The sequence below is a fragment of the Brevibacterium sediminis genome (genome assembly GCF_024895295.1).
GTDB classification, from domain to species: domain Bacteria; phylum Actinomycetota; class Actinomycetes; order Actinomycetales; family Brevibacteriaceae; genus Brevibacterium; species Brevibacterium sediminis.
This window is the reverse complement of record NZ_JAHQRN010000001.1, coordinates 378,114-399,748: the sequence shown is the minus strand read 5'-3', so window position 1 is coordinate 399,748 and position 21,635 is coordinate 378,114. Positions and strand designations below refer to the sequence as shown.

The following is a 21,635-nucleotide window of genomic DNA, read 5'->3' as shown; positions in this document are numbered from 1 at the left end:
CGCACCATGACAAGCGCGTACGCGCTAAAAGGAGTTTGGAATATGGCGGAGACAGAAGCGGATTTCGCGGAGCTGGGAGTCGCCGGACCGATCGTGGCCTCACTGGCCTCGGCAGGAATCACCCACCCCTTCCCCATTCAGGCGCTGACACTGCCCGTGGCACTGTCGGGAGCCGACATCATCGGGCAGGCGAAGACGGGCACCGGAAAGACCCTGGGATTCGGAATCCCCCTGCTCCAGCGTGTCGTCGGCAAAACCGAGGACTCGTCGGTCACCTCCGACCCCGATTCGACTCCCGACAGCGTGGGCGATGCCAAGGAGCCGCGGCTGCCGCAGGCCCTCGTGGTCGTTCCCACCCGTGAGCTGGCCAAGCAGGTCGCGGCCGATCTCGTCACCGCCTCGGTGCAGCGTGACATCGACATCATGACCATCTACGGCGGCATGGACTTCGATCCGCAGATCAACCGGCTCAAATCCGGCGTCGACGTCGTCGTCGGCACCCCCGGCCGCCTCCTCGATCTCTACGGTCGCAAGATCCTCAAGCTCCACCGCGTCCGCACCGTCGTCCTCGACGAAGCCGATGAGATGCTCGACCTCGGCTTCCTGCCCGACGTCGAGAAGATCATCAACGCGGTGCCCGCCCACCGGCAGACGATGCTGTTCTCCGCGACGATGCCGGGGGCGGTCATCACCCTCGCCCGCCGCTACATGAACCAGCCCACCCACATCCGCGCCCAGGACCATGAGGATCTGTCGCTGACGGGCAAGAACACCACGCAGTTCGTCTACCGCGCCCATTCGATGGACAAATCCGAGCTCGTCGCCCGCATGCTCCAGGCCGAGGGCCGTGGTCGCACGATCATCTTCACCCGCACCAAGCGCACCGCCGACAAGCTCGCAGCCGAACTCGAGGATCGCGGTTTCGCAGTCAAGGCGCTCCACGGCGATCTCGGTCAGTCACAGCGTGAGAAGGCTCTGAAGTCCTTCCGCGACGGAAAGGTCGACGTGCTCGTGGCCACGGATGTCGCGGCCCGCGGAATCGACATCGACGATGTCACCCACGTCGTGAACTACCAGTGCCCCGAGGACGAGAAGACCTACGTCCATCGCATCGGACGCACCGGTCGAGCCGGCAACTCCGGTGTCGCCATGACCCTGGTCGACTGGGACGACATGCCCCGCTGGCGTCTCATCAACAAGGCCCTCGGCCTCGACTTCGATGAACCCGCCGAAACCTATTCGACCTCGCCCCACTTCTTCTCCGAGCTCGGCATCCCGAAGGGCACCAAGGGCCGACTGCCGCGCCAGCACCCCGAAGGCGAGGACGAGAAGTCCTCCGGTGAGCGCCAGGCCCGTGAGTCTGATCGTCGCGGTTCCGGCCGTGGCCGTTCGGATTCTCGCCGAGGCGGCTCATCCGACCGTCGTGACGCCTCGTCCGCATCCGGCGAGGAGAGCCGCAAACCGCGCCGCCAGCGCTCACGTCGCCGCACCCGCGGCGGCAAGCCGGTCAACCGCGCGCAGGGCGGCCAGGCGGGTCAGGGCGGTCACCCGGCCACCGACTCCAGCGAGGACTGACTTCTCCGCGGGCGAGACCTATTCTCCGTACCGTCTGCGCGAAGGGCCCCGACCACTCGGCGGGGCCCTTCGTGCATCCTGTATTCGATTCGAGCCCTGATCCCGTTCGATTCTGTGACCGATGATGTTCGCACGCTTCATCATCCATCACGCGCATGCGCTGCGTCCGCCGAATCCTCGGCCGATCTCAACCGCCGGATGAAGGTTGGCGCAGATCGGAGCCGGGCTCAGCCCTGGATGTAGTCGACGCCCCCCGGCCGTGATGCCGCACGTTCGAGCAGCTTCGCGAGCATATGGTCGGAGGTGACGTGCTCGCCGAGGCGGTTGGGTTTGCCCGTGCCGTGATAGTCGCTGGAGCCGGTGACGATGAGGTCGTGCTCATGCGCCAGACGTCGCATCGCCTCTCGCTCCTGCGGAGGGTTGTCCCTGTGGTCGACCTCGAGTCCGTCGAGACCGGCGGCGATGAATTCGGTCATCGCCGAATCGGGCACGACCCGACCGCGCATGGCCGCGCGCGGATGGGCGAAGACCGAGACTCCCCCGGCCTCCCGAATCAGCCCGATCGCGGTGATCGGATCGATCGTCGGCAGGGACACATGATATTTTCCCTGGCTGGACAGAATCGACGAGAACGCTTCGGTGCGGGACTCGACGACGCCGGCCGCGACCAGCGCATCGGCGATATGCGGACGTCCGATCGTGGCGTCCTCTCCCGAGACGGAGAGCACCGCATCCATGTCGATCGGATAGTCTTCGGCCAATCGTTCGATGATGAGGTGGGTGCGATCGAGTCTCGCCCGCCTGGTCTCCTGCACGACCTCGGCCAGCCCCGTATCGTACGGGTCGTGGAGGTAGGAGAGCAGGTGCACGCTGATCCCCTCGTAGCGGCAGGAGATCTCCATTCCCCTCACCAGGCCGAGCCCGTAGACGCGGGCGGCATCTTCGGCAAGGGTCCAACCTGCAGTGGTGTCGTGATCGGTGAGTCCGACGACGTCGATGCCCTCCATCGAGGCTTCTGAGATGAGTTCGGACGGGGTCTGGGTCCCGTCCGAAAATGCGGTGTGCACGTGGAGATCGATGACCATGGTCACAGTCTATCTGCATCTGTCGTTCCGACTTCCACGTGTACACACCATGTCACTCCGCCCGTCTAGACTGGCGGCATGACAGAGCACAACTCAGATACCCCAGACTCGACTCAGGACCTCGCAGACCGCGTCAACAACCGCTCGCATCGCCCGAATTCCGCCGCCTTCCGCGACTTCGTCGCCTCCGGTTGGGATCGCACTCCCCTCAACGCCGAGGCTCTCGCCGCCGCCGGTTTCACCCCTGCCCGTCGGGACGCGGTCTCGGCGGCATTCCCCGGCGAACGGCTGGTCGTTCCCGCCGGCGGACTCAAGGTCCGCTCGAACGACACCGATTATCGCTTCCGCGCTCATTCCGCGTTCATCCACCTCACGGGTCTGGAAACCGACTCCGAACCCGACGCCGTGCTCGTCTTCGAACCCGAGGGCGACGGCCACGATGTGACGCTGTACTTCCGTCCCCGCGCCGGTGCCGATACGGAGGAGTTCTTCTCCGATTCCCGCTACGGAGAGTACTGGGTCGGACCGCGTGCCGATCTCGAAGCGATGTCCACCATGACCGGCATCGCAACTGAGAGCTCCGCCACTGTCGATGACGCCATCACGAAGGATCTCGGGGCCATCTCCGTGCGCCTCGTCCGACAGGCCGACGCCCGCATCGACGGAGTCATCGACCTGGCTCGCAGCCAGGTCCAGGCCGATCTCGAGACATCCGAGGCAGGCGACGCCGAACTGGCCCAGCTGCTCTCCGAGCTGCGCCTGATCAAGGACGACCACGAGATCGCGCAGCTGCGCGAAGCCGTCGCCATCACCCGCGCCGGTTTCGACAACGTGGTGGCAGCGCTGCCGAAGGCACTCGGACACCGTCGTGGTGAGCGTGTCGTGGAGACCGCGTTCGAGACCGCCGCTCGCTCCGACGGCAACGGGGTCGGCTACGACACGATCGCCGCCTCGGGCAACAATGCCTGCACCCTGCACTGGATCCGCAATGACGGTCAGGTCCGGGACGGTGACCTCATCCTCGTCGATGCCGGAGCCGAAGCCGATTCGCTCTACACCGCGGACATCACCCGCACCCTGCCCGTTTCGGGCACCTTCACTCCGGTGCAGGCGAAGATCTACGATGCCGTGCTCGATGCCTCCGATGCCGCGTTCGCTGTGGCCGCAGATCACCCCAACCGTCCTGTGAAGTTCCGTGAGGTCCACGAGGCGGCCATGGAGGTCATCGCGAAGCGTCTCGAAGAGTTCGGTGTGCTGCCGGTCTCCGCTGCCGTTTCGCTGTCACCGGAAGGACAGCAGCACCGTCGATGGATGGTCCACGGCACCAGTCATCACCTCGGCCTCGACGTCCATGATTGTGCGCAGGCGAGAGCGGAGATGTACTTGGACGCGACCATCGAACCGGGAATGGTCTTCACCATCGAACCCGGACTGTACTTCAAGTCAGACGACCTGCTCCTGCCCGAGGAGTTCCGCGGTAACGGTGTCCGCATCGAGGACGACGTCCTCGTCACCGCCGACGGAGTGGAGAATCTCTCGGCCGACTTCCCCCGCACCCGCGCCGAGATCGAGGCCTGGGTGCAGAGCCGAGCCCAGGACCGCTGATGACCTCGGATACCGCACGCGGTTCGGGCTCCGAGGCACGACCCGGCCCGTTCCGCGGGCGCGGAGTCCTCGAGATCCCCGGTATCCGCCTCGGCCATGCCGGTGAGTTCACCGACAGCCGGCTGACCGGGATCACCACCGTGCTGCCACCGATCGGTTCGACCATCGGCGTCGATGTCCGCGGGGGCGGTCCCGCCACCCGTGAGACCGATGTCATCGCAACGGGAACACATTCCTATGGTGCCGATGCCATCGTCCTCACCGGCGGATCCGCATTCGGGCTGGGTGCCGTCTCCGGAGTCGTCGATACCCTCGCCGAGGCGGGACTCGGATTCCCTGCTCCCGGACTTGCCGATGCGGTCATTCCGCTCGTTCCTGCCGCCGCGATCTTCGACCTCGGCCGCGGAAACGGTTCCGTGGCACCGCCGAGACCGGACGAAGGCGCCGAGGCGACACGAGCGGCGCTGTCCGGACGGACGGACGACGTCCGAGGCAGCATCGGGGCAGGCATCGGAGCCCGGTCCGGATTCCAGAGTGTGCGCGGAGGGCTCGGATCCTATGCCGTCCGGCTCCCCAGCGGAACCATGGTCGCGGCGCTCGTCGTGGCGAATTCGCTGGGAACGATCGGCACGCCGTCGGGCGGTCTGTGGTTGGACCCGCTGCTGCGCTCGATCGGCCTCGATCTGCCGAAGGTGCTGAGTCTCCCCGACTCGGCAGCGCCGGTCCCGGGGACTGCTGCGAAGAACACGACGATTGCGATCGTCGCAACCGATGCACGCCTCGACTCGGCACAGACCACGCGGATGGCATCGGGTGCGCACGCGGGCATCTCCCGAGCTGTGCGGCCCTCGCACACCCTCTTCGACGGCGACACGGTCTTCGGCATCGCCACCGGAGCGCAGGATCTGCCCTCCGATCGTGACGCCGCCACCCGAGAGCTCGTGATGATCTCCGCGGCGGCAGCCGATGCGCTGAGCTTGGCGATCCTCGACGCCCACGCTTCGGCGACACCCGTCGACAGCTCGTGGGGGCAGCCGCCGACGCTGAGCGAGATCGCACCGGATTTCGCCTCGGAGTTCAACGCTCTCTGATCACGGAGACGGGGCCCGCCGTTCTGCGGGCCCCGCTCCTCTCAGTTCTCCGCAGCTTCCAAGCGCCATCATCCGACGGCCGCACGAAGCTGCAGCTCCTTCTTCAGCTGTCAGTCGTTGCGAGCCGACTGAGCCTCTTCGGAGTCGAGACCCTTCGGGTCTCGGACTTCCTTCTTCTGCTGAGTATCGAAGCCATCCTGACGCAGCAGCTTCTGCGATTCGGTCTTCGCCGCGGCCTCATCCTCGACCACGGTGAACCGGACCGACTCGGTGAAGTCACGACCGTAGCGGTCGGTTCCGGTCACCTCGGCGGTGTGGGTGCCCAGGTCGAGGTTCGAGGGGATCTCGGTCCGCCACAGGTGCGAGCTCGACTGGCCCACATTGCCGGAGGTGCGCAGATTCTGAGATGCCGTGTACGGATCGGTGTACTCCCAGCCCTTGGCCAGAGCTTCGCCCTTGCCCGGCTGAGTGTGCTCGGACTGCTTCGGTGCTTTGCCGTCGAAGCTGACCTCCACTCGTGCGTCCGAGGTGCCGGCGAGGAAGCTCGAGGTCAGCCAGGTCTCGCCCTGCTTGAGGTCCTCGCGGGTGACGACGCGTTCGGAGATCTCCTTCGGAGCGGTGCCCTTCTTGTCCGCGTCTTGCCATTCCTGGGCTTTCTGCGCCCAGTCGCGCCACTCGGGCGAGTTCACGCCGAGCAGCAGCTGGTGGTCGTCGGATTCGTTGCGCACGGTGTAGCGTTCGCTGCGCGAAGCACCGTCGTATTCGAGGGTGAGCACGCCCGGTTCCGAAGCGTCCTGAGTGAATGAGTACGGCAGCCCGTCGGCGTTGAGGCCGCCGGAGTACCAGTCGCCGGAGACGGCACCGGCGACGATCTGCGTGTTCGGCAGCTTCTCGATCCCGGCTGCAGCCCATTCCTTCCTCGTCTCGCCTGCGACGAGGTTCTCCTGAGTGTGAGTGTGTCCGCCGACGGTCACGGCGTTCGGGTAGTCGGAGATGACGTCGTAGAAGTCCTTCGCGTTGTCGACGACGACCTCTTTGTGCGTGAGAATGGGCGCGTGGGTGGCGACGACGACCTGTGCGTTCTTCGGCACGTTCTTCAGATCGTTCTCCAGCCAAGTCAGTTGATCCTGACTGATCTTCTCCTTGTACTTCTTCTTGTTCGCCTTGCCCTCGTATTCGATGCTGTCGAGGACGACGAAGTGGGTTTTGCCGACGTCGTAGGAGAAGTAAGAGGGTCCGAACTGGTCACGGAAGGTGTCGAGGGCGTGAGCGTCGTCGACCGCGTCGTAGTCCTGGTCATGGTTGCCCGGGGCCACGCGCACGGGTCCGTTCATCTGGGAGTAGATATCGCGCAGTTCATCGTTGAGACTGAGGTCGTCACCGACGTTGTCCCCGAGCAGCAGCACTCCGCAGGCCCCATAATCACTGCGATCAGCAAGGTCACCGACGGCTCCGTCGCGGGCGTAGCCCATCTCTGTCTTGTCATAGGCCTGGGTGTCGGAGGCGATCGGGCAGTTCTGCTCGCCCTTTGCCGAGGCCTTCGACTCGACCATCGGGAAGTTCACGGCCTTCGGCGTGTCCCCTGTCGGTTCGATGCCGCCGTATTCGAGATCACCGGACCCTTCGGGCAGGTGGTTGTAGCTGAACTGTGCGACCTTGTCCTCATCGACGGGAACCTGCCAGCCGGACGGCTGAGTGATGGAAACGGTCATGTTGTCCCGCACGGGCAGCTCGTAGCGGCCCTCGCCGTCGGTCTGGACGACGTCGACGCCGTTGGACACCGCGACTCCGGCCACTCCCTTCTCGTCGCCGTCGAGCTTCGAGTTCTCGTTCACGTCATCGAAGACCTGACCGGTGAACTTCTTCGGGTCGGCGGCCTTGCCGCGGTCGATCTGGACGTGGCCCTCGTAGAGTTCAGCCGGTGCGTCCGCGGCCGTCGCCGAGGTCGGCGAGAGAAGCGGAGCGAAGAGCGAGAGCGCGGCACAGGCTCCCAAGCCTGCGGCAGCGGTGCGCGGGCGGATTCGTCGTGTCTGCATGGATTTCTCCTGTATTCGACTATGGCGGGTTCTGCCGAGAAATGACCCTAGGGAGACGGGGCGACATCGAGATGAAGCAGACAGGACGGCTTGATGAATAGGAAAAGTGGGCGAGTGGAACCCGACGCCCACTGCGTTCACCGCCCGCGAATGTGATCTCGATTCAATTCGTGGAGGCGATCACTGAAAACTCCATGCACCACGTAGTCTGAGAACATGAGTGGTCCACCGAAAAGAGTCTTCGTCGCCCGACTCGTCTCCGCCCCCGTGTTCGACCCTCTCGGCGATCAGGTCGGCCGTGTCCGTGACGCCGTCGTCGTCTATCGTGCGACGATGCGGCAGTTCCCGCGAGTCATCGGCCTCGTCGTCGAAGTGCCGGGCCGTCGCCGAGTATTCGTGCCGATGGGCCGGGTCACCGCGATCGACTCCGGCCAGGTCATCACGACCGGCCTGGTGAATATGCGCCGCTTCGAACAGCGCGAATCCGAGACCCTGGTGATGAATGACCTGCTCGACCGACGGTTGCGTCTGCGCGAAGACAACTCACCGGTGCTCGTCGAGGACGTCGGCATCGAACAGCAGGTGAACAAGGACTGGGAGGTCACCAGGCTGTTCGTGCGTCGTGTGCCCGAACGCAGCGCCTTCGCCGCGTTCCGCCGCCGCGGCGAGACCAAGCAGATCGACTGGACGGATGCCGACCATCCTGTGGATTCCGAGGTCGATCAGGAAGCCACTCAGCTCATCGCCGCCTATCAGGACACGAAGCCTGCCGACCTCGCCGATGTGCTCTTCGAGATGAACGCCGCTCGCCGCCTCCAGGTGGCCCGAGCCCTCGATGACGAACGCCTTGCCGATGTCGTCGAGGAGCTGCCGGCCGAGACCCAGATCGAGATCCTCACCGGACTCGAAACCGAACGAGCCGTGACCGTGCTCGAAGAGATGGCTCCAGACGATGCGGCAGACCTCCTCGGCGAGCTCAGCGATGAACAGGCCGAACGATTCCTGACTCTGATGGAACCGGATGAGGCCGAAGATGTGCGTACGCTTCTGGCGTACGACGATGACACAGCCGGCGGTCTGATGACGACCGAACCGGTCATCCTCACCCCGGAAGCCACTGTCGCCGAGGCGCTGGCCCATGTCCGGCGGGAAGACCTGCCTGCGGCGCTGGCTGCCGCGGTCTTCGTCTGCAGGCAGCCGGTAGAGACCCCGACTGGCAAGTATCTGGGTCTCGTCCACATCCAGGAGATGCTGCGCCATCCGCCGCACGAGGCCGTGGGCATCATGCTCGACACCGAGGTCGAACCGCTGTCGCCGGAGACTCCGCTCGGCGAGGTGGCGAAGCTGCTGGCCGCGTACAATCTGGTGTCGGTGCCGATCACCGACGACAACGATCGCCTCGTCGGTGTGGTCACCGTCGATGACGTCCTCGACGAGCTGTTGCCCGAGGACTGGCGAACCACCGGTCGAGACGATCGCAGCAGGGGGTAGATATGGCCGTCGATGATTTCGAGATCCCGCGGTCGAGCAAGCGCCGACTGCCGAGCTTCACCGTCTCCCCCGAGACCTTCGGACGCGGAGCCGAGGCCTTCGCTCGGTTCATGGGCACTCCCGCGTTCCTCGTCGGGATGACGGTGTTCTGTGCGGTGTGGCTGCTGTGGAATACCCTGCTGCCGGAATCGTGGCAGTTCGACCCGCGATCGCTCAACTTCACCCTGTTGACCCTCATCCTGTCCCTTCAGGCCTCCTATGCCGCGCCGTTGATCCTGCTCGCGGAGAACCGCAGCACCGACCGGGACCGCGTCGAGTTCGAACACGATCGGCAGCGCGCCGAACGCAACCTGGCCGACACCGAGTACCTCGCACGAGAGGTGGCGGCGCTGCGCATCGCCATGCGCGAGGTCGCCACTCGTGACTTCATCCGCTCCGAGCTCAAGGATCTGCTCAAGGAGCTCGAGGAGGAGAGACAGGACGAAAACGGGACCGACAAGGTCGATCCCCGGGCCTCCGAAAAGCGCCGAGGCGGCCCTCGAGGCGGATGACGAGACGACCGCCGAAGCGGTAGTGTTGAGGGCCCGGGAGCACTGTTCCGGGAAGGAAAGGACGTGGGCATGACTGGTCCCTCTGAGGACGCCGTGAGAGAGGCGCTGACCGGGGTCATCGACCCTGAGATCCGCCGCAGCATCGTCGAACTCGATATGGTCGAGTCGATCGTGATCGAAGGCGGCAAGGTCACCGTCACAGTTCTCCTCACGATCGCCGGGTGCCCGCTGAAGGACACGATCACCAAAGACACCAAGGCTGCGGTGGCCGGTGTCGACGGGGTCGCCGAGGTGGCTGTCGTTCTGGGCACGATGACCCCCGAACAGCGCAAGGAGATGAAGGAGAAGCTGCAGGGCTCCGGCACCCGCGATATCCCCTTCAATCGCCCGGAATCGCTGACGAAGGTCTATGCCATCGCGTCCGGAAAAGGCGGAGTCGGAAAGTCGTCGGTGACCGCGAACCTCGCCGTGTCCCTGGCGGACAAGGGCCTGCGTGTCGGCATCGTCGATGCCGATATCTACGGCTTCTCCATCCCCGGTATGCTCGGTCTCTCCGGCAAGCCGACCCGAGTCGATGAGATGATCCTGCCCCAGGTCGCCCATGACGTGAAGGTGATGAGCATCGGCATGTTCGTCCCGCCGAGCCAGGCCGTCGTCTGGCGCGGTCCCATGCTCCATCGCGCTCTGCAGCAGTTTCTCACCGATGTGTTCTGGGGCGACCTCGACGTGCTGCTGCTGGATCTGCCTCCCGGCACAGGTGATATTGCGATCTCCGTGGCTCAGCTGCTGCCCGGATCCGAGCTCCTCGTCGTCACCACACCGCAGTCGGCGGCCGCCCAAGTCGCCGAACGTGCGGGATCCATCGCCACACAGACGAAGCAGACGTTGGCAGGAGTCATCGAGAACATGTCATGGATGGAGATGCCCGACGGCACTCGGATGGAGGTGTTCGGCTCCGGCGGAGGTGCCAGCGTGGCCGAGAACCTCGCCGCCGCCCTCGACCAGGAGGTTCCGCTGCTCGCCCAGATCCCCTTGGACACTCGTCTGCGGGAAGGTTCGGACGCGGGTACCCCGGTCGTGCTCGGCGGTCCAGATTCGCCTGCGGCGAGGGCTTTCGACACCCTTGCGGAGTCGCTGCGGCGACGCAGTCGCGGCCTGTCCGGCAGGTCCTTGGGACTGAGCCCGGTCTGAGTCGGTGTCTCCTCTCTCCCCTCGCGATACCCTCGTCTACTCTGCCTTCGTCGGCCTCAGCGCTCTGACCACTCTCGTCCTCTTGGCCGGAGCTGTCGTCACTGCTCTTCGAGATGACCCCACCCCCGGACGGCCGGTGGAATCCGCGCAGCGAACGATCGCCGCCGAGAACCGGGACGCTCTCTCCGCAGTGCTGCGCAGCTACGCGCTCGTCTCAGACGAACGCACGCCGCGACTGGACGTCCACACCTTCGGTCTGCCCACGGCCGCCTCGTTGAATGCGGCGATCGAAGAACATGTGCTGTCTCTCATCGACGGTTCCGGAGGCTTCGCCGACCGCGCTGCCTTCGACCCCGTTCAGACAGCCCCTGTCCACAGGTGGCCGGCGACGGCTTTCACACCAGCCCAGACCAGCATCGATGACGCTCCTGCGTCTCGAGTCGACCCGCGTGCTGTGGACATCAGCACTCGGGTGTTGGCAAGCGGCGGGAAATTCGTCGTGACCGCAATCGATGTTCAGTCGCCGCATCCGCAGACAAGGCTGCTGCTGACCGATCTCGCCCACGACAGCACAGTCAATGCCCGCCGGCTCTTCGCCGCACCGGTCGACCCGGCCGCCGTCGGAGCCGATGACACCGGCACGCTGACGATCAATGACGATGCCGTCTCCGACACCGATCTGTCCTCCATCGGCGTCCGTGTCCAGAAGGCGCTGCACAGCAGTCTCGAACTGCCGCAGCCGTTCGATCTGCGCTCCCCCGACTTCTCCTGCGCGCTGCTGCCCTGTGTGGCGCTGACCTATGACGACGGTCCCGGAGAGGCGAAGACCGAACAGACGATCCTCGACGCAGCCGATGAGGCGAACATCCGTCTGACCTACTTCTTCCTCGGGAAGAACACGGTTGCCTTCCCCAAAGTGGCCGAGCGCATCATCTCCGCCGGCCATGAAGTCGACGATCACACGTTCTCGCATGTGCAGATGGACAAGACCTCCTCGGCGACGATCCGCAGAGAGCTCGACCGGACCGACAGGTCGCTGCGCTCGGTCGGTGTGAAGGACGAACCTCTCGTCCGTCCGCCTTATGGTGCCCTCGACAAACGCGCAGCACATGCTCTGGGCGGCCCTGCGATCATCTGGGACGTCGATACCGGAGACTGGCAGCACAGAGATGCGAAGAAGACGGCCCGACGCGTGCAGTCACTGACTCGCCCCGGATCGATCGTGCTCATGCATTCCATCCATCCGTCGACCGCGAAGGCTGCTCCGGAGGTGTTCTCGGCCGTGGCGGACAAGGGCCTCTACGCAGTGACCGTGCGCGAGCTCTTCTCCGGGATCGAATGGAAGAAGGGCGGGTCGTACTTCTGCCGCGGCTACGGCGATGAGCTGTGCTCGAATCCCGAACATCCCGCGGTGATGAAGAACTGAGCCACTGACGCTTGCACGGAGGTGGGAATGCAACATTCCCAACAGACGCCGTCGGCCCCAACCCCAGGTGGGTTCCGGGGGCGGCTCAGGTGGCTTCGGGGTCGAACGGTGCCGCAGCGGAACGGTCGCGCTGGTCGATCTGAGCTTGGAATCGTTCGATGGGTGACTTCTCCCGGGTAGGGGTCGCCTCGGTGTCGGTCTCAGTGGACAGGGCAGCACCGGAGGACTCAGCGGATGACAATTCTTCAGAGGCCCGTTCCTGACGTTTGGACTCGCGGATGGCTGCATCCTCTTCGACGAGTGCCTCACGTACGATGCGGCGGGGATCGTACTGGCGCGGATCGAGCTTCTGCCAGTCCACGTCCTTGAAGTCGTCGCCGAAATCGCGTCGGACGCTGTCTTTCGCGCCTTCGGCCATGCGACGCATCTGCCGCACGAAGTCCCGCAGCTTCTGAGCGTATTCGGGTAGGCGTTTGGGTCCGATGACGACCAACGCCACAACGACCAGAATCACCATTTCGGTGCCGTTGATACCGAACATGGTCTCAAGTCTACCGTGGACGGCGGTAGCATCGACTCATGGTCAGCTCAGGTTCGACATCCCGCTGCCGGGAGGTGCAGTGGACGAGATAGCAGTCGAACGGGTGCTGCGCATCATCGAACTCGTACCCGCCGCACGCGTCGTCGCCTACGGGACAGTCGGCGCCGTTGCCGATTGCTCACCCCGCTATGTCGGACGGGTGATGAGGGAATTCGGATCGAACGTCACTTGGTGGCGAGTCGTCAACGCGGCCGGGATCCTGCCGCCCGAGATCTTCGCCCGCGCCCGCATCCACTGGGAAGAGGAGGGCACACCGCATTCACATGAGCGGGTCGAACGCGCGGCATTCCTCGAAGTCGATGAACTCGATCGACTGTGGCGCAGCCAAGGAATCGACCCCGATTGCGGTTAGACTTGGGAGAACTCAGCACCAGAAGGGAGGGGCCGGTTGGCACGCGAAAATGCAGGTGATCTCACCTTCTCGGAACAGTACAACGGTCCCGATCCGCTGCTCGACGCCGCTCGCACCCACTCTCATGAGTTCGGGATCGCACCGGTGTCGCAGACCACGGCGAGGACGCTGACGCTGCTGGCCCGACTGCTCACACCGGTCGCGGCCGTCGAGGTCGGCACCGGTGTGGGAACGTCGACGCTGTCACTTCTGCGCGGGATGCCGACCGCCGGGATACTGACGTCGATCGACACGAATTCGACGACCCAGAGCGCAGCTCGTGACCTCGCCGACATGGCAGGAATCCGGCCGGGGCGACTGCGTCTGATGAGCGGTCGAGCCGAAGAGGTGCTCAAACGTCTCGCGCCTTCGGCCTATGACATGGTCTTCATCGACGTGGAGCCGGGCAGCCTTGAGAGGATGATCCAACCCTCTCTCCGCCTGCTCGATGCCCAGGGCCTGCTGGTCATCCACAAGACTCTGCTCAAGGGCGCCGTCGCCGATCCCGTCGATCGCAGTCCCCGGACTCAGGCGGCACGGAGCATGCTCAACCGCATCGCCGAACAGGAGCACCTCGAACGGGTTCTGCTGCCCATCGGAGAAGGGCTGCTGCTGCTGCAGAAGACCCGGTGAATGCAACAACAGCAGAGACTTACAGGTAAGTCTCTGCTGTTCGTGCGTCTCCGTCCGGCCGTGTTCTGCGGCCGTCGGCTCAGAGCCCCAGCGTCTGGGCGAGAGTGTCGTGGAGTCCGGTGGCTTCATCTCTGCTGAGTTCGATCACCAGACGGCCTCCGCCTTCGACTGGAAGCCGCATCACCATGCTTCGGCCTTCTTCGGTCACTTCCAGAGGTCCGTCGCCGGTGCGGGGTTTCTGGGCTGCCATATGGGCTCTTCCTTCCGTTGTCATTCAAAGACGGTTCACACCAGGTGGACCGAATGATGTACCTACGATTATTCCATGATCCGCGCGTTCCCGGTAACTCTCCCGCCCAACGGACGGTGACGGGGGCAGATCAGCAGGCGATCACGGCGGCAGATCGGCCGGCGGAGTGAAGTGCCACAGGTAGGCGACCCATACGATCTGAAGCAGGATATAGGCCACCAGCATCGCGGCCCGATAGCCTCGTGAGCGCACCAGCGACAACGTCAGGGCCAGCGGGAACAACGGCAGCAGCAGACGCAGGGTGGAGGTCTGCGGATTGAAGAAGATGAGCAGATACAGGCCGTACCCGAGGCAGAACAGCTGCAGTGTCCGTCCCATATGCGCTCCCGCCGGGGAGAAGATCAACGCGAGCATTCCGGCGACGACGATGACGAGAAGCACCGGACCGAGCGGACCGATGAGGCTGATCGACCGAGCCACCCACTGGACGACGAACGTGGTCTCGCCGGTGTGCCAGGCCGCCTCGGTGTCGGTATAGGCCGTCAGCGATCCGGTTGCCCACCAGGCATGGACCGGGTGGATGAGGGCCGCTGCGCAGGAGAGCACACCCAGGGCCCAGGACCGGATCACCTCGCCGGTCGGATACGGATCGCTGCGGCGGCGGAGGAAGCGGTCGATGAGGTGGAAGAGCATGAAGAACGAGAACGCCACGCCGATCGGCCGCGACAGATCCATGAAGACGACGACCGGGATCGCCGTGAGATAGCGGCGTTCGACGACGAGGAACAGCGCCGACGCCTGCAGCAGGAGGGTCAGTGATTCGGCATAGCCGGTGGAGAAGATCGCGGCCGGTGGGAAGAACATCACGAGCGCTAGGCCCATCAGCGCCTGACCGGCATCGACGTACTTCCGGAAGAGATGGAGGATGACGATCGAGGCCAGACCGGCCGCGATCGTGGACACGATCGGCGAGATGACTTCGTAGCTCAGCCCCGTGAGGTCGGCCAGAGTGGACACGATCGAGGGGTGCAGCGGATAAAACGCCCACTGGTTCTCCGCGACCGCTCCGGATTCGTCGACGGGCAGGATGCGGGGATAGCCCTCATCGGCGACGCGCCCGTACCAGCCGCCGTCCCAGAAGTTGAGGAAGTCATTGAGCGTCGTCGTCACAGGCGACGACGACCAGTTCGCCGGGTCCTGCCGTTTGAGGACTGCGGCGAAGATCGACATGCTCACGACGCGGGAGGCGAAGTACACTGCCACGGCCTGCAGCCACACGGGCAGAGCCATGAACAGTGCGCCGAGGCGGCTGAAACGGGAGGAGTCGAAGACTTCGGGGGCGAGGGTGATTCCGGGGAGGTCTGCGGGGCGGCTCATCGTGGTCCGGCAGCCGTTTCCGGTCCGTCAGGTGAGGTTGTCGGTCTGGTGGGCGATGCCGCCTCGGCGGGGGCGGCTGCGGTTTCGAGTTCGCTCAGGCGTGCCCGCAGCATCGCCATGGCCGCGTCGACGTCTTCCATCCGGTAGCCGCGCAGGGCGGGCCGGAACCGCACCGATTCCAGGTCCTTGACGGTGAACTCCGCCGGCAGCCCGGTCCAGCTCTCTTCGGCCTCGTCGACGGTTTCGGAGGAGAAGACGTTGAAGGTCGCTGCGACGACGAATACGAGGACGAAGACCGCAGCTGCGACACCGATGACAATCCACAGAGGCATGCCCCCATTTTCGCATAGGCGCCTGCACGGAAGGCTCAGCGCAGTCCGCGCACGGTGTGTCTCGGCGCCGCTTCGCCGGTGATCGCCACGGTCACGTCGATGGCGTCGGCAGTGGCCCTGACATCGTGGGTGCGGATCATCGCCGCTCCCTTCTCGACGGCCAGCGCGGTCGCGGCGATCGTTCCGTACAGCCGGTCCGACGGGGCGACCTCACCGATGGCCTCACCGACGAAATCCTTGCGTGAGATCGCCAGCAGCACCGGATAGCCGGTCGCGGCGAATCGGTCGAGTTCACGCAGCAGACGAAGCGAGTGGTACGTGTTCTTCCCGAAGTCGGGAGTGGGATCGATGATGATCCGGTCTTCGCGCACCCCTGCTGCACGCGCCGCCTCGGCGAGGTCGATGACGCCTGCCAAGGTGGAATCGACGACGTCACCGGCCTTTAGGCCATAGCGGTTGCGGTGGGCGTCGGTGCGCGGATCCAACCCCCCTGTGTGGGAGCAGACGATGCCGACATCATGTCGGGCGGCCACCTCGGCGAGCTTCGGGTCGATCCCGGCCCAGGTGTCGTTGAGCAGTCCCGCACCGGCCCTCCAGGCAGCCTCGGCCACTTCATGGCGCCAGGTGTCGACGCTGATGAGCACGTGCGGGTGGGACCTTGCGACTGCTTCGATGGTCGGGCACACGCGGTCGATCTCCTCGGCCACGGAGATCTCCCGTCCGCGGCCGGCGCGCACTCCCCCGATATCGACGATCTGAGCACCCGCCGAGGCGGCCGCCTCCACCGCCGTGATCGCCTCGTCGAGGGTGGCGGCGGATTCGTAGAACGAATCTGTGGTGCGGTTGATCACGGCCATGATCGCCGGGGTTCCGGGCCGAGCCCGGGCCAGATCGAACCGTTCGCCCTCCGGCACTGATGAGATGTCGCCCCTCATGGTCGACCGTTCGCAGGATTCGCGCCGGCCGAGTCCTGGCCGTGTCCCGGTCCGATCGCGGCGACGACTTCGTCGATGTCATCGGTGAGGGTGAACATGTTCAGGTCTGTTTCGCTGATCGTCCCTGCGGCCAGCAGGGTGTTCTGCATCCAGTCGACGAGCCCGCGCCAGTAGTCGGTCCCGAAAAGCACGATCGGGAATGAGGTGATCTTGCCGGTCTGGACCATGGTGAAGGCTTCGAACAGCTCGTCCAGAGTGCCCAGGCCTCCGGGCATGACGACGAATCCGCGCGAGTATTTGAGGAACATGGTCTTGCGGACGAAGAAGTAGCGGAAGTTCACGCCGAGTTCGACATGCTGGTTGAGTCCGGTCTCGAAGGGCAGCTCGATGCCCAGCCCGATGGACACTCCCCCGCCCTCGCAGGCACCGAGGTTGCCGGCCTCCATGATTCCGGGTCCCCCGCCGGTGATGATCGCATTACCGTTCTCGGCGATGCGGCGAGCGATCTCGCGGGTGTCCGCATAGGCCTGGGTGCCGGCTTTCAGACGGGCTGAGCCGAAGATGGACACTGCCGGTCCGATCTCGGCCAGCGAGCCGAATCCTTCGACGAACTCGGCTTGGATGCGCATGACACGCCACGGGTCCTCATGCACCCAGTCGGTGCCCGACTTCGATTCGAGGAGGCGCTGGTCCGTCGTCGTCGCCGGCACCTGGTCACCGCTCAGCCTCAGCGGGCCCTTGCTGTAGAAGCCCGGGTCACCTGTTGGGTCGTCTCCCCGGTCGCCTGTCTGATCGTCGGCGGAAAGGCGCCCGGGAGCACTCGAAAGCTCGCCATCGACGTCTTCTGTCGCTCTGGTCATCTCGTTCACCGGCCCTGAAGGTAGCTGCGCAGAGTTGCGGTGGCCTGTTCCACCTCGGTGACTCTCACATGCTCGTCCGACTTATGGGCGTACAGAGGGTTGCCGGGACCGAAATTCACCGCCGGAACGCCGAGGGCGCTGAACCTGGACACATCCGTCCAGCCGAGCTTCGGTGCCGGGGACAGACCGAGGGTGTCGATGAAGTCCTGGGCGATCGCCCGGTCGAGTCCGGGGCGGGCCCCCTCGGCGGCATCGGTGACGACGACGTCGAATCCGGTGAAGAGCTCGCGCAGGAAGGATTCCGCCTCGGCGGCCGACTTGCTCGGAGCGAAGCGGTAGTTCACGGACACCACGCACTCGTCGGGCACGACGTTGCCGGCGACTCCCCCGCGGATGTTCACGGCGGACAGGGATTCGCGGTAGTCGAGCCCATCGACCGTGACGGTGCCCGTCTCGAATTCGGCGAGCCGGGTGAGGATCTCGGCGGCAGCATGGATGGCGTTGACACCCATGAAAGCACGGGCCGAGTGGGCCCGGACTCCGGTGGTGGTGACGTCGACGCGGATGGTTCCGTTGCAGCCGCCTTCGACGGAGGCGTTCGAGGGTTCGCCGAGGATCGCGAAGTCACCGGCCAGCCAATCGGGATGGTTGCGGGAGACGCGGCCGAGTCCGTTGAGTGAGGCATCGACCTCCTCATGGTCGTAGAAGACCCAAGTGACATCGCGGTTCGGACTGGTCAGCGCGGCCGCGGTGGACAGCTGCATCGCCACTCCGGCCTTCATATCGCAGGCACCCCGCCCCCAGATGACCTCATCATCGGGGTAGTCGTCTCCGGACATGTGGGTGCGTACGGGCGGAAGGTTGTCTTCGACGGGAACGGTGTCGAGGTGGCCGGCGACGACGATGCGCTCGGCCAGCCCCAGGTTCGTGCGAGCGATGACGGTGTCTCCGTCGCGGAGGATCTCCAGGTCCGGTCCCGGACCCGCGCTGATCCTCTCCAGCACAGCGACGACGGCATCGGCGAGGACGGTTTCGTTCCCGGACACGGATTCGATGGCGCACAGTCGGCCGGTGAGTTCGGCCGGGTCACCCACCGCGGCGAACAGGTACTCGCCGAGGTCGCCGACGGGCGCGAATATGGCATCAGTCTCAGCAGATGGATCGACAATCATGTCTCTTAGCCTAGTACGGCGCCACCGTCTAGGCTTGAGGCATGACAGAACGCATCGTTTCCGCACGTGGACTCGCCACGATCCATTCCGACACCGTCCTCTCCGTCTGGTACCCGGTACTGAGCACCGGCGATACCCACGACACCGCCGAGGCGGCCGCCACCGCTCGCGCCGCCGACGACGGTCTCGACGCCCTGGAGGGCACCGATGAGGCTCGCGGCACCCGCTCAGAGGTCGTCACCACCACGATCGATCTCGACGCCGGTCCCGCCTCGGCGGCCGACGCCTACCTGCGTCTGCACGCACTGTCCCACCGCGTCGTGACCCCCAACGACGTCAACCTCGACGGAATCTTCGGCCATATCGCCAATGTCGTGTGGACCTCCTTCGGCGCCTGCTCCCCCGAGGACTTCGAGGCCACTCGCGCCAAGCTCCTCGCCCGCGGCCCTGTTGCCGTGTACGGGCTCGACAAGTTCCCGCGGATGACGGACTTCGTCATCCCCTCCGGTGTGCGCATCGCCGACGCCGACCGCGTCCGCCTCGGCGCTCACCTGGCTCCCGGCACCACCGTCATGCACGAAGGCTTCGTGAACTTCAATGCCGGGACTCTCGGTTCGGCCATGGTCGAAGGGCGCATCTCCCAGGGCGTCGTCGTCGGGGACGGTTCCGACATCGGCGGCGGAGCCTCGATCATGGGTACGCTCTCCGGCGGCGGCACGCACCGCATCTCCATCGGCTCGGGCAGCCTGCTGGGTGCGAATGCCGGTGTCGGCATCTCCATCGGCGATGACTGCATCGTCGAAGCCGGTCTCTACATCACTGCAGGCACTCGCGTGACGGTCCCCGGCGAAGACGATGCCGTGGTCAAGGCCGCCGAGCTCAGCGGGAAGAACAACATCCTCTTCCGCCGCAATTCGGTCACCGGCACCGTCGAGGCGATCGCTCGCGACTCCAAGAGCATCGAGCTCAACCCCGACCTCCACTGAGTCAGCCTCCGGCGACCGGCGAAACGGGTCTCATCGACCGACCTGCCGTTCGCAGCGACAACGCGCCGCGGCACTGCGGAGTTGCGGCGTTACGGCGCTGCGGAGTTGCGGCGTTTTAGCGCTGAGCTGACGGTGAGGCTGACGCCGAATCGCCTGCGCCGAGTACTCGAGGGCGCCTTCACATCATGTGGGCGCGCCCTCAGCGCATTCACCTCCTCGCCGACGCCAGGCGTCCCACATGCTTCGCGGCGAGTCACCCTGCTGGCGGCAAAACACCTCGCGCGTGCCATGACGCCCCGTTCCTGCAGGAGGTTCTGGCACGAAAGGTGATGGATGCTCAAGCAGATGTATGAACAGTCACCAGCGCTGAGAGTTGCTGCCAGCTGCAGAAGCAGCGTGCCTTCGACGGTTCTTCGCCGGGAAGCCCCGCATACCCCACCGGTACTGGCACATCAACGCGTTCCTGCAGGGGGTTGTGGCACCAACGGTGACGCATGCCCAGGTACGTGTATGAGATGCCACCACCAGCGCATAGTGGCACTACCGGTGCGTGATGGCGAACGAAGGCCCGCGGTGAGGACGTGTTGGCAGCGGGAGGCCTGCCGGAGAAATGCACCTGCAGAAAGGGCAGCGCGGAACGGACCTGGGCAGTTACGACTGTGCCGGGCAGGTGAATGCACAACGGCGCCGGGCAGACGAATCTGCACCGACGCCGTTGCGTCCGCCGGGACTCAGCGTTCGCTGATGTCCTTGTAGTTCCGGTTGTATTCGCCCGTGTAGATCTGTCGGGGACGGCCGATCTTCGTCTCGGGGTCCTTGATCATCTCACGCCACTGGGCGATCCAGCCGGGCAGGCGACCGACCGAGAAGAGCACGGTGAACATATTCGTCGGGAAGCCGAGAGCCTTGTAGATGAGGCCCGTGTAGAAGTCGACGTTCGGGTAGAGCTTGCGCTCGACGAAGTAGTCGTCGGCCAGCGCGATCTCTTCGAGCTGCTGAGCCAGTTCGAGCAGCGGGTCACCGCCCGACCGGGCGAGAACCTCGTCAGCCGTCTTCTTGATGATCTTCGCGCGCGGATCGTAGTTCTTGTACACGCGGTGGCCGAAGCCCATGAGACGGACGCCGTCTTCCTTGTTCTTCACGCGCTCCATGAACTTCTTCGGTCCGTCATCGGAGGCCGCGATCTGCTCGAGCATCTCGAGCACTGCGGAGTTCGCGCCGCCGTGCAGCGGTCCGGCCAGGGCGTTGACGCCGGCCGAGATCGACTGGAACACGTTGGCCTGCGACGAACCGACGAGGCGAACCGTCGAGGTCGAGCAGTTCTGCTCGTGATCGGCGTGGAGGATGAACAGCTGATCCATGGCCTTGACCGCCAGCGGATCCGGTTCGTATTCCTCAGCGGGAACGCCGAAGTTCACTCGCAGGAAGTTCTCCACGAGGCTCAGCGAGTTATCCGGGTGGATGACCGGCAGGCCCATGTTCTTCCGATGCGCAAGTGCCGCGATGGTCGGCATCTTCGCGAGCAGACGGAACGACGAGGTGTCGATCTGGTCTTCGTCAAAGACATCGAGGTCATCTTGGTAGAACGTCGACAAAGCCGCGACGGCAGCTGCAACCATAGGCATCGGATGAGCGTCGTACGGGAACGCACGGAAGAAGCGCCGCAGGTCCTCGTGGACGATGGTGTGTCCGCGCAGGCGAGCGTCGAAGGCGTCGTACTGTTCCTGAGTCGGCAGCTCACCGTAGATGAGGAGGTAGCAGACTTCGACGAAGTTCGACTGTTCCGCGAGCTGTTCGATCGGGTAACCGCGGTACTGCAGCTCACCGTTGTCACCATCGATGTAGGTGATGGACGACGAGGTGGTTGCAGTGTTGGCAAACCCTGGATCGTATGTGACCGCGCCGGTCTCTTTGAGCAGAGAACCGATACGGTATCCGTTGTTGCCCGCTGTTGCTGACACCTCGGGCAGTGTCAGCTCCGTATCAGCGATCCTGAGGTTCGCCTCCGAAGTCATTCGATCTCCTCACCGTTGACCGACCCCAAGAA

General features: G+C 64.9%; 20 protein-coding genes. 10 read left to right on the top strand and 10 right to left on the bottom strand.

Going from position 1 to position 21,635, the window contains the following annotated elements; translation table 11 throughout:
• The first annotated feature begins 42 nt into the window (after positions 1-42).
• A complete protein-coding gene (locus tag KTJ89_RS01855; RefSeq protein ID WP_172169133.1) occupies positions 43-1,575 on the top strand; it encodes a DEAD/DEAH box helicase in 1,533 nt (510 codons plus the stop codon).
• A gap of 227 nt (positions 1,576-1,802) precedes the next feature.
• Here the strand turns inward: KTJ89_RS01855 and KTJ89_RS01850 are convergent, their stop codons facing one another.
• Positions 1,803-2,660 carry a PHP domain-containing protein gene (locus KTJ89_RS01850; protein ID WP_139466944.1) on the bottom strand — a complete coding sequence of 286 codons (858 nt, stop codon included), beginning with the start codon at positions 2,658-2,660 and terminating at the stop codon, positions 1,803-1,805.
• Positions 2,661-2,738: 78 nt separating this feature from the next.
• Between KTJ89_RS01850 and KTJ89_RS01845 the strand changes: the two genes are divergently transcribed.
• Entirely contained in the window at positions 2,739-4,265 is a 1,527-nt protein-coding gene (locus KTJ89_RS01845) for an aminopeptidase P family protein (RefSeq protein WP_259356721.1), read from the top strand.
• Entirely contained in the window at positions 4,265-5,356 is a 1,092-nt protein-coding gene (locus tag KTJ89_RS01840) for a P1 family peptidase (RefSeq protein WP_172169131.1), read from the top strand. The genes KTJ89_RS01845 and KTJ89_RS01840 overlap by 1 nt, the downstream gene beginning before the upstream one ends.
• Positions 5,357-5,466: 110 nt before the next feature.
• Here the strand turns inward: KTJ89_RS01840 and KTJ89_RS01835 are convergent, their stop codons facing one another.
• A complete protein-coding gene (locus tag KTJ89_RS01835) occupies positions 5,467-7,392 on the bottom strand; it encodes a calcineurin-like phosphoesterase C-terminal domain-containing protein (protein ID WP_259356720.1) in 1,926 nt (641 codons plus the stop codon).
• Positions 7,393-7,608: 216 nt separating this feature from the next.
• Here KTJ89_RS01835 and KTJ89_RS01830 point away from each other — a divergent pair, with 216 nt between their 5' ends.
• The 4 genes from KTJ89_RS01830 (at position 7,609) to KTJ89_RS01815 (ending at position 12,051) form a co-directional block, all read left to right on the top strand.
• Positions 7,609-8,883, top strand: coding sequence for a magnesium transporter MgtE N-terminal domain-containing protein (locus tag KTJ89_RS01830; RefSeq protein WP_101544936.1), 1,275 nt, complete (start codon positions 7,609-7,611; stop codon positions 8,881-8,883).
• A 2-nt stretch (positions 8,884-8,885) separates the two neighbouring features.
• Positions 8,886-9,434: a DUF1003 domain-containing protein gene (locus KTJ89_RS01825; RefSeq protein ID WP_229663902.1), complete on the top strand. Its 549-nt coding sequence runs from the start codon at positions 8,886-8,888 to the stop codon at positions 9,432-9,434.
• A 69-nt stretch (positions 9,435-9,503) separates the two neighbouring features.
• Positions 9,504-10,625, top strand: coding sequence for an Mrp/NBP35 family ATP-binding protein (locus KTJ89_RS01820; protein ID WP_181270429.1), 1,122 nt, complete (start codon positions 9,504-9,506; stop codon positions 10,623-10,625).
• A 4-nt stretch (positions 10,626-10,629) separates the two neighbouring features.
• The gene (locus tag KTJ89_RS01815; RefSeq protein ID WP_259356719.1) at positions 10,630-12,051 is read left to right on the top strand and encodes a polysaccharide deacetylase family protein; all 1,422 of its coding nucleotides are present in this window, start codon (positions 10,630-10,632) and stop codon (positions 12,049-12,051) included.
• A gap of 85 nt (positions 12,052-12,136) precedes the next feature.
• Here the strand turns inward: KTJ89_RS01815 and KTJ89_RS01810 are convergent, their stop codons facing one another.
• Positions 12,137-12,592 (bottom strand): twin-arginine translocase TatA/TatE family subunit, encoded by a 456-nt coding sequence (locus tag KTJ89_RS01810; RefSeq protein ID WP_172169121.1) that lies wholly within the window; start codon positions 12,590-12,592, stop codon positions 12,137-12,139.
• Between the two features lie 79 nt (positions 12,593-12,671).
• Between KTJ89_RS01810 and KTJ89_RS01805 the strand changes: the two genes are divergently transcribed.
• Together KTJ89_RS01805 and KTJ89_RS01800 are read left to right on the top strand one after the other, a co-directional pair.
• The gene (locus tag KTJ89_RS01805) at positions 12,672-13,004 is read left to right on the top strand and encodes an MGMT family protein (protein WP_139907659.1); all 333 of its coding nucleotides are present in this window, start codon (positions 12,672-12,674) and stop codon (positions 13,002-13,004) included.
• 36 nt (positions 13,005-13,040) lie between these two features.
• Positions 13,041-13,676, top strand: a complete 636-nt coding sequence (locus tag KTJ89_RS01800) for an O-methyltransferase (protein ID WP_139466936.1) — start codon at positions 13,041-13,043, stop codon at positions 13,674-13,676.
• 79 nt (positions 13,677-13,755) lie between these two features.
• Here KTJ89_RS01800 and KTJ89_RS01795 read toward each other — a convergent pair whose 3' ends face one another.
• The 6 genes from KTJ89_RS01795 to dapE form a co-directional block, all read right to left on the bottom strand.
• A complete protein-coding gene (locus KTJ89_RS01795; protein WP_064485784.1) occupies positions 13,756-13,926 on the bottom strand; it encodes a DUF3117 domain-containing protein in 171 nt (56 codons plus the stop codon).
• Positions 13,927-14,067: 141 nt separating this feature from the next.
• Complete coding sequence (locus tag KTJ89_RS01790; protein WP_139466935.1) at positions 14,068-15,303, bottom strand: hypothetical protein; 1,236 nt, start codon at positions 15,301-15,303, stop codon at positions 14,068-14,070.
• On the bottom strand, positions 15,300-15,635 hold the full coding sequence (locus KTJ89_RS01785; RefSeq protein ID WP_139466934.1) for a DivIVA domain-containing protein: 336 nt from the start codon (positions 15,633-15,635) through the stop codon (positions 15,300-15,302). Before KTJ89_RS01785 ends, KTJ89_RS01790 begins: the two co-directional genes overlap by 4 nt.
• 35 nt (positions 15,636-15,670) lie before the next feature.
• On the bottom strand, positions 15,671-16,570 hold the full coding sequence (gene folP, locus KTJ89_RS01780; protein ID WP_259356718.1) for a dihydropteroate synthase: 900 nt from the start codon (positions 16,568-16,570) through the stop codon (positions 15,671-15,673).
• Positions 16,567-17,430, bottom strand: coding sequence for an LOG family protein (locus KTJ89_RS01775; RefSeq protein WP_259356717.1), 864 nt, complete (start codon positions 17,428-17,430; stop codon positions 16,567-16,569). The genes folP and KTJ89_RS01775 overlap by 4 nt, the downstream gene beginning before the upstream one ends.
• 5 nt (positions 17,431-17,435) lie before the next feature.
• A complete protein-coding gene (gene dapE, locus KTJ89_RS01770; protein WP_259356716.1) occupies positions 17,436-18,602 on the bottom strand; it encodes a succinyl-diaminopimelate desuccinylase in 1,167 nt (388 codons plus the stop codon).
• Between the two features lie 41 nt (positions 18,603-18,643).
• Between dapE and dapD the strand changes: the two genes are divergently transcribed.
• Complete coding sequence (dapD, locus tag KTJ89_RS01765) at positions 18,644-19,588, top strand: 2,3,4,5-tetrahydropyridine-2,6-dicarboxylate N-succinyltransferase (protein ID WP_259356715.1); 945 nt, start codon at positions 18,644-18,646, stop codon at positions 19,586-19,588.
• A gap of 731 nt (positions 19,589-20,319) precedes the next feature.
• On the opposite strand, the gene KTJ89_RS01760 is transcribed toward dapD, so the two are convergent.
• Positions 20,320-21,603 carry a citrate synthase gene (locus tag KTJ89_RS01760; RefSeq protein WP_101544913.1) on the bottom strand — a complete coding sequence of 428 codons (1,284 nt, stop codon included), beginning with the start codon at positions 21,601-21,603 and terminating at the stop codon, positions 20,320-20,322.
• Positions 21,604-21,635 lie beyond the last annotated feature (32 nt).

Excerpts from the sequence above, each read along its gene's own strand:
- KTJ89_RS01855 (WP_172169133.1), top strand. The coding sequence starts at position 43 with ATGGCGGAGACAGAAGCGGATTTCGCGGAGCTGGGAGTCGCCGGACCG.
- KTJ89_RS01850 (WP_139466944.1), bottom strand. The coding sequence starts at position 2,660 with ATGGTCATCGATCTCCACGTGCACACCGCATTTTCGGACGGGACCCAG.
- KTJ89_RS01845 (WP_259356721.1), top strand. The coding sequence starts at position 2,739 with ATGACAGAGCACAACTCAGATACCCCAGACTCGACTCAGGACCTCGCA.
- KTJ89_RS01840 (WP_172169131.1), top strand. The coding sequence starts at position 4,265 with ATGACCTCGGATACCGCACGCGGTTCGGGCTCCGAGGCACGACCCGGC.
- KTJ89_RS01835 (WP_259356720.1), bottom strand. The coding sequence starts at position 7,392 with ATGCAGACACGACGAATCCGCCCGCGCACCGCTGCCGCAGGCTTGGGA.
- KTJ89_RS01830 (WP_101544936.1), top strand. The coding sequence starts at position 7,609 with ATGAGTGGTCCACCGAAAAGAGTCTTCGTCGCCCGACTCGTCTCCGCC.
- KTJ89_RS01825 (WP_229663902.1), top strand. The coding sequence starts at position 8,886 with ATGGCCGTCGATGATTTCGAGATCCCGCGGTCGAGCAAGCGCCGACTG.
- KTJ89_RS01820 (WP_181270429.1), top strand. The coding sequence starts at position 9,504 with ATGACTGGTCCCTCTGAGGACGCCGTGAGAGAGGCGCTGACCGGGGTC.
- KTJ89_RS01810 (WP_172169121.1), bottom strand. The coding sequence starts at position 12,592 with ATGTTCGGTATCAACGGCACCGAAATGGTGATTCTGGTCGTTGTGGCG.
- KTJ89_RS01795 (WP_064485784.1), bottom strand. The coding sequence starts at position 13,926 with ATGGCAGCCCAGAAACCCCGCACCGGCGACGGACCTCTGGAAGTGACC.
- KTJ89_RS01790 (WP_139466935.1), bottom strand. The coding sequence starts at position 15,303 with ATGAGCCGCCCCGCAGACCTCCCCGGAATCACCCTCGCCCCCGAAGTC.
- KTJ89_RS01785 (WP_139466934.1), bottom strand. The coding sequence starts at position 15,635 with ATGCCTCTGTGGATTGTCATCGGTGTCGCAGCTGCGGTCTTCGTCCTC.
- folP (WP_259356718.1), bottom strand. The coding sequence starts at position 16,570 with ATGAGGGGCGACATCTCATCAGTGCCGGAGGGCGAACGGTTCGATCTG.
- KTJ89_RS01775 (WP_259356717.1), bottom strand. The coding sequence starts at position 17,430 with ATGACCAGAGCGACAGAAGACGTCGATGGCGAGCTTTCGAGTGCTCCC.
- dapE (WP_259356716.1), bottom strand. The coding sequence starts at position 18,602 with ATGATTGTCGATCCATCTGCTGAGACTGATGCCATATTCGCGCCCGTC.
- dapD (WP_259356715.1), top strand. The coding sequence starts at position 18,644 with ATGACAGAACGCATCGTTTCCGCACGTGGACTCGCCACGATCCATTCC.
- KTJ89_RS01760 (WP_101544913.1), bottom strand. The coding sequence starts at position 21,603 with ATGACTTCGGAGGCGAACCTCAGGATCGCTGATACGGAGCTGACACTG.